General features: G+C 34.9%; 13 protein-coding genes (1 of these 13 only partly in view). All 13 read left to right on the top strand.

Translation table 11 applies throughout. From position 1 onward, the window contains the following. Positions 1-502: the 3' portion of an AI-2E family transporter gene (locus tag DESAMIL20_RS06460; protein WP_086033996.1), read on the top strand. 470 nt of this gene lie to the left of the window's left edge; the window shows 502 of its 972 coding nt (coding positions 471-972); its start codon lies off the left edge, out of view; it ends in the stop codon at positions 500-502. 221 nt (positions 503-723) lie between these two features. Next, complete coding sequence (locus DESAMIL20_RS06455) at positions 724-2136, top strand: anthranilate synthase component I family protein (RefSeq protein WP_086033995.1); 1413 nt, start codon at positions 724-726, stop codon at positions 2134-2136. Beyond that, a complete protein-coding gene (locus tag DESAMIL20_RS06450) occupies positions 2117-2692 on the top strand; it encodes an anthranilate synthase component II (protein WP_086033994.1) in 576 nt (191 codons plus the stop codon). The genes DESAMIL20_RS06455 and DESAMIL20_RS06450 overlap by 20 nt, the downstream gene beginning before the upstream one ends. Continuing rightward, entirely contained in the window at positions 2679-3626 is a 948-nt protein-coding gene (gene trpD / locus DESAMIL20_RS06445) for an anthranilate phosphoribosyltransferase (RefSeq protein ID WP_086033993.1), read from the top strand. Before DESAMIL20_RS06450 ends, trpD begins: the two co-directional genes overlap by 14 nt. Beyond that, on the top strand, positions 3619-4338 hold the full coding sequence (locus DESAMIL20_RS06440) for an indole-3-glycerol phosphate synthase TrpC (protein ID WP_086033992.1): 720 nt from the start codon (positions 3619-3621) through the stop codon (positions 4336-4338). Before trpD ends, DESAMIL20_RS06440 begins: the two co-directional genes overlap by 8 nt. Next, complete coding sequence (locus DESAMIL20_RS06435) at positions 4329-4901, top strand: phosphoribosylanthranilate isomerase (protein WP_086033991.1); 573 nt, start codon at positions 4329-4331, stop codon at positions 4899-4901. Before DESAMIL20_RS06440 ends, DESAMIL20_RS06435 begins: the two co-directional genes overlap by 10 nt. Beyond that, positions 4898-6058, top strand: a complete 1161-nt coding sequence (trpB, locus tag DESAMIL20_RS06430) for a tryptophan synthase subunit beta (protein WP_086033990.1) — start codon at positions 4898-4900, stop codon at positions 6056-6058. The genes DESAMIL20_RS06435 and trpB overlap by 4 nt, the downstream gene beginning before the upstream one ends. Continuing rightward, positions 6055-6756 carry a tryptophan synthase subunit alpha gene (gene trpA, locus DESAMIL20_RS06425; protein ID WP_086033989.1) on the top strand — a complete coding sequence of 234 codons (702 nt, stop codon included), beginning with the start codon at positions 6055-6057 and terminating at the stop codon, positions 6754-6756. The genes trpB and trpA overlap by 4 nt, the downstream gene beginning before the upstream one ends. A gap of 58 nt (positions 6757-6814) precedes the next feature. Then, a complete protein-coding gene (locus tag DESAMIL20_RS06420) occupies positions 6815-7405 on the top strand; it encodes an OmpA family protein (RefSeq protein WP_086033988.1) in 591 nt (196 codons plus the stop codon). Beyond that, positions 7402-8433, top strand: coding sequence for an HlyD family secretion protein (locus DESAMIL20_RS06415; RefSeq protein ID WP_086033987.1), 1032 nt, complete (start codon positions 7402-7404; stop codon positions 8431-8433). The genes DESAMIL20_RS06420 and DESAMIL20_RS06415 overlap by 4 nt, the downstream gene beginning before the upstream one ends. Continuing rightward, entirely contained in the window at positions 8430-9941 is a 1512-nt protein-coding gene (locus tag DESAMIL20_RS06410; protein WP_086033986.1) for a DHA2 family efflux MFS transporter permease subunit, read from the top strand. Before DESAMIL20_RS06415 ends, DESAMIL20_RS06410 begins: the two co-directional genes overlap by 4 nt. Then, on the top strand, positions 9941-10582 hold the full coding sequence (locus DESAMIL20_RS06405) for a cytidylate kinase-like family protein (protein WP_086033985.1): 642 nt from the start codon (positions 9941-9943) through the stop codon (positions 10580-10582). The genes DESAMIL20_RS06410 and DESAMIL20_RS06405 overlap by 1 nt, the downstream gene beginning before the upstream one ends. Continuing rightward, on the top strand, positions 10579-11538 hold the full coding sequence (locus DESAMIL20_RS06400; RefSeq protein WP_086033984.1) for a 2-hydroxyacid dehydrogenase: 960 nt from the start codon (positions 10579-10581) through the stop codon (positions 11536-11538). The genes DESAMIL20_RS06405 and DESAMIL20_RS06400 overlap by 4 nt, the downstream gene beginning before the upstream one ends. Positions 11539-11653: the final 115 nt, after the last annotated feature.

Raw genomic sequence — 11653 nt, 5'->3', positions numbered from 1 at the left:
TTTAGACTACATAACAAGTTTTATAAAAGATAAACAAACATTTGAAAAACTAAAAGACACAATTAGATTAAGTCTAAAAGCTACGCTTATAGGCGGTTTTATTATAGCACTAATCCAGGGTTTTTTATGCGCTTTAGGTTTTTTGATTGTTGGTATTGGTGGGTTTTTTATATGGATGGCACTAGGTGCTGTAATTTCGTTTGTTCCCGTTGTAGGAACAGCACTTTTATGGGCTCCAGCAAGCGTGTACTTTTTACTTACAGGTTCTTACTTAAAAGGCATTTTTTTGCTTGTTTGGGGTGGTATATTTGTTGGCAGTGTTGATAATTATGTGAGGCCATTGTTGATTGGCTCTTATATGAGTATTCACCCTTTGCTTTTATTTTTTAGCATAATGGGCGGTATAGTTTTTTTTGGTTTGATTGGTATTTTTATAGGACCAATTATTATCAGTTTAGCCGATGCGGTGTTAAATGTTTATAAAAAAGAAAAAAATTCTTGACTTTTGGCATAGATTTGATATACTGGCAAACCATGAAAGTGTTGTGTAAGACTTTAACAGTAAAAAATATATGGTGGTGGGATAGCTAAAAAAGCTATCCCTATTAATTTGCCGCTTAAAGCGCGCTTGGGGTAGCCCAGGTGAGCTTTAAGCGGTTTTTTTATTTTAAGGCCGCTTAAGCCAAAGATGGTTTAAGCGGCCTTTTTGTTTTAGGAGGTTTAATGTATCCAACTTGCAGTGAGTTTATAGATTTATCGAAAATCTACGATAGAGTGCCTGTGTATCTTGAAGTGGATGGTGATTTAGACACGCCCGTAAGTTTACTTAATAGCTTATTAAACAAAGACAATTGTTTGTTGCTTGAAAGCGCTGATCAAAAAAAGATTTACAGCAGATTTTCTTTTTTGGCATTCAACGCAAAAAAATTTGTTTTAGAAAACGACGGTTTGTTTGAAGGCTATAATGAAGGTTTAAGCTTTGTAAAAAGCTTTTTGAAACAAAACAAATCTGCGTCATTTGAGGCTTTTGGCAATTTTGCAGGTGGATTTATAGCCATTTTGAGCTTTGAATTTGTAAACGCGTGTGGTACTTTACGAAAAAAAATAAAAAATCTACCACAAACACTTGGTGTATTTTATTTTGTAGATAAGTTTTTAGTTTACGATAACTACACCAACAAGCTTTATTTGGCAAAATCTCAATTAACAAAAGATCCCGATGCTTACTCTAAAGCTCAAGAAGAGCTTTTGTTGCTCAAAGAAGAGTTAAAGCGCACAAGCGTAGAAAAGAACAACTCAAACCCACAAATAATAAGGAAAATTCCTAAAAAAGATTTTATTGAGAAAGTCAATTTTTTAAAAAGGCAGATTGAAGATGGTGAAGCTATCCAGGTGGTGCTAAGCGATTATATTGAAGTAGATGGCTTGAACCCGTTTGAGTTTTACAGAAACCTAAGAAAATTTAATCCCTCGCCATATATGTTTTTTATTAAAGATGCTCAAAGCTATATTGTAGGCTCAAGTCCAGAAGTACACATAAGTGTAAGAAAAAATACAGCGACAATAAAGCCCATAGCAGGAACAAGACCAATTGCAAGCACTAAAGAAAAAACTCTCTTACTTGAAAAAGAATTATTGCTTGATAAAAAGGAGAACGCAGAACATTTGATGTTGCTTGATCTTGCAAGAAACGATCTTTCCCGTGTGAGCGTGCCTTTGAGTGTAGAAGTGAAGTCATTTAGGCAGACAGAGCATTACTCGCATGTTATGCACCTTGTGTCAGAAGTTGAAGGAAAAGTAGATGAATCATTTGATTTGATTGATTGTTTGACAAATACATTCCCTGCAGGAACCGTTAGCGGTGCTCCAAAAGTTAGAGCTATTGAACTAATTGAAGAAACAGAAAAAAAAGTCAGGGGCTTTTATGCAGGATGCGTTGGCTATATTGGCTTAAATGGCAATATGGATATGGCAATAACAATAAGAACCGCATTTTTTGAGAAAGATAAAGCAAGGTTCCAGGCAGGTGCAGGTATTGTTTATGATAGTGTAGCAGAAAATGAGTACAAAGAGGTTTTGTCAAAGTTGGGTGCTCTTTTGCAAGCAGGAGGCATACATGATAGTCTTGATAGATAATTTTGATTCATTTACATACAATTTGTACGATTACTTAAAACATTTCGACGATGTGAGTGTCATTTTAAACAATAGCTCGATTGAGCAGATAAAAAATCTCAAGAACCTAAAAGGCATAGTAGTTTCTCCAGGCCCCTCACACCCCAAAAATGCTTTATTGAGCCTCGAGGCTATCAGTGCATTTAGCTCGAAGATGCCTATTTTAGGTATTTGCCTTGGTATGCAGGCAATTTGCTATGTATATGAAAAAACTATAAGAAAAGCTAAAACAATTATGCATGGAAAGGTTGAAAGGATGGTTGTATTGAAGAAAAGCATTTTATTTGACGGTATTGAGCCTCCATTTTTGGGCGTTAGATACCATTCATTAGTGGTAGATAATGTACAAGGTGACTTTGAAGTGTCTGCAATATCAGAAAGCGACAATGAAATTATGGCTATCGAAAACAAAGAACTTAGGTTATATGGTTTGCAATTTCATCCAGAATCTTATCAAACAAAAGATGGTTTGAAATTTATAGAAAATTTTGTGAGGTTGTGCAATGAAAAAGTTTAGCGAATCTTTAGAGTTTTTTGATGCTATGCTTTCTGGTAAAATGAGCGAAAAAGAAATTGAAAGTGCATTAATTAAATTAGCGCAAGAAAAAGAAGACCCAATGGATGTAGCTGCGCTTGCAGAAGTTATGCTAAAAAATGCTCGGTTGATAGAATACCACGGTGAGTGCCTTGATGTTGTAGGAAGCGGAGGTGATGACTCAAACAGCTTTAATATTTCTACGGCAGCTTCAATTGTCTCTAGCTTATTTGTAAAGGTATCAAAGCATGGGAATAGAGCAGTTTCTTCTTTGTCCGGTGCTGCAGATATACTTGAGGCACTTGGGGTCAAAATAGAGCAAGAAAAGGATAAAATTGTTGAAAACCTGGATAACAAAAACTTTGCTTTTTTGTTTGCACCATTTTGGCATCCAAAACTAAAACCAATTATGCCCATTAGAAGAAAGATTGCAAAACGCACGATTTTTAACCTTATTGGTCCTTTATGCAACCCTATAAAACCTGCTTATAAAATGATAGGTGTTTTTAGCAAGGATTATTTACCATTGTACTTTGAAGCCATTGAGATACTGGATTTTCAAAACGTATTGCTTGTGTCTTCTGATATGGATGAAGTGAGTCTTTCTGATGTAACATTGTGTTACCAAAAAAAGGGTATGTTTACTAAAAGATTTGAGTTTGATCCCAGGGGATTTGGCATATATGCAACAAAAGACAAATTAAAAGGTTTTGATGCTAAAACAAACGCAAAAATTCTCAAAGAGGTTTTTTTAGGTGAGCATGAAATTTTGGCGGACGCCATTGCAATAAATTGTGCATTTGCCTTTAGTCTATCGGGTATTGAAGACAATTTAAAAGACGGGTTTTTGCTTGCAAGAGAAAGCATAAAAAACAAAAAAGCGTATGAAAAATTAATGGAGATAGCAAATGATTGAACAGATTATTACAAATAAAGCACGTGAAGTGAAATCGCTAAGAAGTTGTCCCTATAAGCGAACAAAACCCATTTTAAAGCCTGATTTTAGTGATACAGTAAATATTATCGCTGAATTAAAGTCAAAATCACCTTCTTTTGGAAACTTCAATGTAAATATGTCGAACCTTATTGAAATTTATTCCAAATATGCAAAAGCTATAAGTGTTTTAACGGATTCAAAATACTTTGGGGGTAGCTTTGAATTTTTGCATGAGGTGTCAAGGCGAACAAATTTGCCAATTTTATGTAAAGATTTTATAATTGACAAAAAACAAATTGATTGGGCAGCAGCTGCTGGAGCTGATATAGTTTTGCTTATTGCGAGGGTTTTAGACAAAGGTCAGCTTAAAGAGCTGTACGATTATACTTACGGGTTGGGTTTAGAAGCATTAGTTGAAGTTCACAGACAGCAAGACTTACACAAAATCGAGTTTAAACCGCACTTTTTAGGCGTCAATGCGCGGGACCTTGACACTTTAAACATAGATAAAAAAGCAGCAAAAGAAATGTTAAGCAAGTTTTGTGTGCCTGTAAAAATCGCAGAAAGCGGTATTAGAAATAGACCTGATGTAGAGTTTTTTTTGCCTGTTGCCAATGTATTTTTAATAGGTGAAGCACTCTTAAAATCAAGCGATATTGAGGCAACTTTTAAGGAGCTTTTATGCTTGTGAAATTTTGTGGCATGACTAACCTAGAAGATGTGTTTTATTCGCTGGATTTGGGTGTAGATTTTATAGGATTTGTTTTTTATAAAAAAAGCCCGCGCTTTATAAAGCCACAAGAGGTAAAAAATATACTAAAACAATTGCCTAAAGATACAAAAAGTGTTGGTGTATTTATAGAAGAAAATGAGAATGAAATTATATCTATAATGGATTATTGTGGACTAAAATATGCTCAAGTTTATAATGATTTAAATATACAAAGTACAATTAGAGCCTACAGAATTAAAGATACTTTGCCAGATAAAGTTTATGACGGTTTGATTTTGCTTGATAGTTTAACTGCGCAGGTTGGAGGTAGCGCACAAAAGTTTGATTGGAGTATATTGGAAGATTTTTGTGCTATAGATAGAGCTTTTATTGCTGGAGGTGTAAGTTTGGACAACATTGAAGCGATTGCAAAGCACAAACCATACGGAGTTGATTTGGTAAGTTCACTTGAATCTTTTCCTGGAAAGAAGGATCCTGTTAAAATGAAAAATTTTATTGATAAACTAAGGAGTACAAAATGAAACTCAAACACTATTTTGGAGAATTTGGTGGCCAATTTGTGCCAGAGACTCTTATTCCCGCACTAGATGAGCTAGAAGAAGGCTATATTGCGTTTAAAAAAGATAAAAATACCCAACAACAGCTGAATGAGTTATTTAAAACATATGTGGGAAGACCCACCCCGCTGTATTTTGCAAAAAATTTTAGCGATTATGTGGGTGCTAAAGTCTATTTAAAAAGGGAAGATTTGGCTCACACAGGTGCCCACAAGATAAACAATACGCTAGCGCAGGGTTTATTGGCAAAGTTTATGGGTAAAAAAAGGATTATAGCAGAAACGGGTGCAGGTCAACACGGTGTGGCAACAGCTACGGTTTGCGCCTTATTAAACTTAGAGTGTGTTGTGTATATGGGTAAAACGGATGTTGAACGCCAAAGCACTAATGTTGATAAAATGAAAATTTTGGGGGCAGAAGTAATAAGCGTGGAAAAATCTGGTGGTACACTTAAGAGTGCTATAAATGAAGCGCTTAGGGATTGGGTGGCAAATGTGCAAACCACGTATTATCTATTAGGTAGTGTTGTTGGCCCACACCCATTTCCAACGATTGTTGGAGATTTCCAATCAGTAATTGGCAAAGAAGCAAAAAGGCAAATAAAAAAGTGTGAGGGGAAGCTTTGTGATGCGGTTGTTGCGTGCGTAGGTGGCGGCAGTAATGCTTATGGTATATTTAGTGCCTTTTTAAAAGATGATGTGGAGCTATACGGCATAGAAGCAGGTGGTCGGTCTATAAATTTAGGCGATCACTCAGCAACTTTGAGCTTGGGTACAAAGGGAATTTTACATGGTTCGTTGAGCTATTTGCTGCAAAGACAGGCAAATGTTATGCCGGTACACTCTATATCTGCTGGCCTTGATTATCCTGGTGTTGGTCCAATGCACAGTTTTTTAAAAGACACAAAGCGTGTAATTTACGATTATGTATTTGATGATCAGGCGCTTGAGGGGTTTTTTGCCTTATCAAAATTAGAAGGGATTATACCGGCGCTTGAAAGTTCTCATGCTTTAGCCTACGTATTGGCTCAAAAAGAAAAATTTAAAAATAAAACTATTATAATTAATCTTTCTGGTAGAGGCGATAAGGATTTAGATATTATAAGGATGGTGCAAGAATGAATATAGGTATATATTTAATATCCAACTACCCAAAAAAAAGTACCTTTTTAGAGGCGGTTGAGATTTGCAATAGTTTAGATGTAGATTTTTTAGAGATTGGCATACCGTTTTCAGATCCCATAGCGGATGGTGCGGTTTTGGAAAAAGCATCGTTTGAGATGCTTGATAAATATACCACGCGGGATTTTCTTGAAAGCCTTTTTGAAGTAAAAAGATTGTTTCAAAAAAGGCTTTATATTATGACTTATACAAATATTCCCTACAGCTTAAAAGATGAGTTTAATAAGTATTCAAAGCTAGCAAGCGGTGTTATTTTGGCTGATTTACCTGTGAGGGAAGCCATTGGCTTTGAAAAAAAACTTGGCTGCAATATTATTAAATTTGCTACACCAGAAAGCAGGTCAAGTGATTTGGATTTAGCCATCAAAAGCACAAAGGATTTTATATACTTTATTTCAAAAAGGGGCATAACAGGGGGTGATTTTGCTCTTGATAGTCAAACTGTGCAAAAAATAAATTATTGCAAGAAGCATACCAAAGTGTATTTAGGTTTTGGCATAAGAAACGCAAATGATATAGCTAAAGCCTTTTCAATCTCAGATGGTGTAATAATTGGCACGCAAGCAGCTATTGAATTACAAAAAGGCGTGCAAGATTTTGAAAGATTTATAAAGAGTCTTAAATTAATTAACCTTTAAAACTGCATTGACATTATTGGAAAAAAGGATTATAAAAATTTGAACGGAGGTTTGATGTATGAGAAAGTTATTTTTATTTTTGTTTTTGGCTGGCTTTTCATTATTGGTTAGTAGCTGTTCAAGCGTTCCAGGAACAAAAGCTCCTATTCACTCAAGTGTGCCGCAAGCAATAAACTCAAATGGTACAAGCACTACCTCTCCTATTAATATGCCATCATCTAGCATAAACAATATGCAAAATCAAAATCAAAACCAACAAGAAAGTGCTCTTGAAAGGCAAGCAAAAGAAGTGATGCAAAGAATTTATTTCAAAGTCAACAGTGCTTCGATTACAAATATTAATAAGTGGGGTATACAGCAAAACCCATCTGAAGTTTTAGATAAAATAGCATCATTTTTGATTGATCACTCAGAAATTAATATTGTTATTGAGGGTAACTGCGATGAGCGTGGTACAGATGCTTATAATTTAGCTCTTGGACAGCAAAGAGCAGATGCAGCGAAAAACTATTTAATATTAAAGGGTGTTTCTGCTGATAGAATTCAAACATTAAGCAACGGAAAATCCAAACCTGTTGATTCCCAAAACAACGAATATGCTTGGGCTAAAAATAGAAACGATGAATTTGTATCTATTATTAAAAAATGACTAAAAAAACAAAAAAACTCACACAACTGTTAGTTATTTTAATTGTATTAGCGGGCTTGGCTATATACTTTATACCCAAGCTTGTCTATGATTTTAACCATGTATCAACAGACGATGCGTATATCGATGGCACCATTGTGCCTATATCACCTCAAGTGGCTGGCAAGGTTGTGAGAGTTTGTGTAAAAAGAAACCAGTTTGTTAGAAAAGGTCAAATTTTATTTGAAATAGATAAAACAGATTATATTCAACAGGTAAAAAATACACAAAACGCCTATCAAGCAAACCAAATTCAACTTGAAAACCTTAAGCTTTCAATATTAGAAAAACAAGCTAGTCTGGAACAAGCCCAAGAACAGCTCAAAGCCCAAGAAGCGAAACTACTCTACGCTCAAAAACAAAACACTCGCTATTACAATCTACTAAAAGAGCATGTAATAAGCCCGCAAGAATACGATAATATAAAGATGGATTTTAATGTTGCGCAAGCTAATTTTAATGCTCAACTTGCCGCAATAAAGCAATTGGGTATCGAAATAGATGATTTAAAAACGCAAACTACAAAGCAAGAGCACCTGATAAAGCAATCCAAAGCTCAGCTTGATATAGCAAGCGTAAATCTATCAAGAACAAACATAGTTGCACCAATGGATGGTTATGTAACAAAGCGTAATGTAGAAGTAGGTCAGTATGCACAAGTAGGGTTGCCTGTTTTGAATATTGTGGATTTACACCATGTGTGGATTGTAGCAAACTTTAAAGAAACTTCTGTAAACAATATTCACATTGGCGCAAAAGCAGCAATAAAAGTAGATGCCTACCCTGGCAAAACTTTTTATGGTTATGTAAATAGTTTTCAAACAGGCAGCGGGGCAGTATTTAGCTTGCTTCCACCGCAAAATGCCGTTGGAAACTTCATTAAAGTAGTCCAGCGCATTCCTGTTAAAATTAACATCACAACACCCTATAACCCAAAAACTCCATTATACCCTGGACTGTCTGTTGAGCCCTATGTCAGCATAAAATGAATAAGTGGATTGTTACAGTTACTGTAATGATAGGCACAATAATGAGTTCACTAGATACTAGTATTGTAAATGTTGCAGTACCCTATATTCAAGGCTCAATGGGTGCTTCAATTGAAGAAATTACATGGGTTTCAACGGGGTATTTGCTTTCTAATACTATAATCATGCCAATAATTGCGCTTTTAAGCTCCCGTTTTGGCAGAAAGAATTTTTACATGTTTGGCATAGTTTTGTTTACATTGGGCTCTGCACTTTGCGGCATTGCATGGAATTTGTATGCCATTATTATTTTTAGAATTATACAGGGAATCGGTGGAGGCGTTTTAATACCAATCGCTCAAGCAATTTTAAGAGAGGTTTTCCCAAAAGAAGAGCAAGGCATGGCAATGGGTATATACGGCATGGGTGTTGTAATGGGTCCTGCTTTTGGGCCTACGCTTGGCGGGTGGCTTATAGATAGATATAGCTGGCCATGGATTTTTTATATCAATTTACCCATTGGTATAATTGCTTTCATTATGGTTAATTTATTTATAGAAGATCCTGATTTTTTAGTCAGAGAAAAAAGTAAGATAGATTTTCTAGGTTTAATCTTTATGGCTATAGGGTTTGGTGCTTTGCAGGTATTTCTTGCAGATGGAGAAAATAAAAACTGGTTTACCTCTCAGTATATTACCAATCTTGCGATTATTGCAAGCGCAGGTATAATATTTTTTATAATAAGGGAGTTGACGGTTAAAAAGCCTGCTGTAAATTTGAGAATTTTGAAAAATATAAATTTTACTTTAGGGACGTTGCTTGGTGGTGTACTTGGTATGGGGCTTTTTGCAAGTTTGTTTATTTTGCCTGTTTTTTTACAAGATTTACTAGGATACACCGCATTTGATGCGGGCGTTGCAATGGTACCACGAAGCTTAGCAATGGCTTTAATGATGCCAATCGGTGGGAAACTATTTAATAAACTTGGTCCAAAAATCCTTGTTAGTTTTGGGCTTATACTTGTAATCATTTCATTTTTCCAATTTGCAAATTTAAATTTAAACGCAAGTTTTTGGGATATATTTATGCCACAATTTTTACAGGGTGCAGGTTTTGGTTTTATTTTTGTATCTGTCAGCACATCTGCATTAATTACAATCGAAAAAAGCGATTTAACATTTGCAACAGGCATCTATAACGTTTTCAGACTTATAACGGGTAGCATTGGTGTGGCATTGGTTGCTACATTTGTTGATAGGGGAACAAACACTTATTACTCAATTTTGACTCAAAATGTTTCAATATTTAGCAGAAACACGTTGGAGTATCTGGCAAAACTAGAGCAGTTGTTTGGTATGCCACTTCAAATGCCAGATTTAAAAGTAAAAGAAATGCTCAACGAGACGGTCATGCAGCAGGCTATGATGCTTTCGTACAACCATGTGTATTTACTTATAATGTTTATATTCGTTTTATCTTTGCCATTAGCTTTTTTCTTGAAAGGCTTTAAGGATATCAAGGGGGATTGATGGAAAATATTGTGGTTACTATTGCACGACAAATAGGGTCTGGCGGTTATGATCTTGCAAGGTCAATTGCTGAGAGATTTAATTTTAAATTGATTGATAGGGAGCTTGTTACTCGTGCTGCAGAAATTTTAAAAACAGATACAGCCTACTTAGAAAAAAAAGAAGAGAAAGTAACAAGCTTAATTGAAAGTATTTTAGGTGTCTTTTCTATTGGTACACCAGAAGTAGGGTCTCTTTCAAACAATACTTATCCAGATTATACGGAGATTTTTGAAGCACAAACTACAGTGTTGAAAAGTTTTGCTCAACAACATAACATCGTAGCGCTGGGAAGAGGTTCTTTTTTTATTTTTAAAGACCATCCAAAACACTTATCTGTCTTTTTAAAAGCAAATTTAGATTATAGGGTAAAAAACGTTTCAAAAGAGTTTAATATAAGTCAGAGTAAAGCAATAGATCTTGTTAAAGAAACTGAAGAAGAAAGAATTAAATATATAAAAAAGTTGACCGGTTTGAACAGGTATGATTTAAGAAATTATGATATTGTAATAGACTTATCTTGCGCGGATTTTGAATTAGCAAAAAACTTTATTTTAGATGTTATAAATTTTAAATTCTTTCAAAACGATATGAGTAAATGAAAAAAATAAAGGTATTTGCTGCTGGCATACACTTTGTCGGCATGCAAAATTTTATAAGTGAATGTACAGAAAATTTAGAATTTGAATTTATACCAGAAAGTGCTCTAGAATACAGAATTCATGAGTGTGATGTACTTATCCCTGCAATGACAAAAATAAGCGCAAGCCTTATAGAAAAAGCTTTCAATTTGAAACTTATTCATCAATGGGGTGCAGGACTAGATGGCGTTGACATTCAAGCTGCTAAGAAAAAAGGCATTTATGTGGCAAATGTACCTACTGCTAATACTGGTAATGCCGAATCTGTGGCTGAATGGTCTATTATGGCTGCAATTGCACTTTCAAGAGGATTTCCGTATATTCAAGATAATGTTTACAACGCTGTTGGCTGGGGATGTCCAGTGGGGATGAGTTTGATTGGAAAAAAAGCTCTGATAATAGGATTTGGTGGTATTGGTAGGGCTATCGCGCAAAGATTAAAACCATTTGGTGTGGATATTTTTGCAATTAAGCGTAATATAGATAGTGGGCTAAGCAAGGAGTATAAATTAGATGCGCTTGATGAGTTAAGAAATATGGAAAATTATTTAAAAATTTCTGACTATGTGTTTTTGGCTTTACCTTTAAATGATTCTACACAAAATTTAATAAATGTTCAAAATATATTTAAATTTAAAAAAGGCGCATATTTGATTAATCCATCGCGTGGTGGGATAATTGAAAAACAAGCTCTCATTGAAGCTTTAGAGAAAAATTACTTAGGTGGTGCTGCTTTGGATGTTTTTTGGAAAGAGCCGCCGGATAAGGAAGATTTTTTTAAGTTCAAAAATGTTATAGTTACACCACATATCGCTGGAGTTACCGATGTTTCCTATAAAGCAATAGCTTTTTATGTGTGTGAAAATATTAAAAGGGTCTTTAGTGGCGGAAAGCCCATTAATTGTGTTAACCTGTAGGGTTTAATAGGGGAGTGTAACTTTCTTTATGTAAACCCCCAGTGTGTGTAAAATTTTTATTATGTTGATGTTAAAAATACCACTTTGTAAACTCAAAAATTTCTAATTTCTTAAA

This window comes from Desulfurella amilsii, assembly GCF_002119425.1.
In the GTDB taxonomy this organism is placed as follows: domain Bacteria; phylum Campylobacterota_A; class Desulfurellia; order Desulfurellales; family Desulfurellaceae; genus Desulfurella; species Desulfurella amilsii.
Note: the sequence above shows the minus strand (reverse complement) of the source record. Positions and strands in the feature narration are given on the sequence as shown.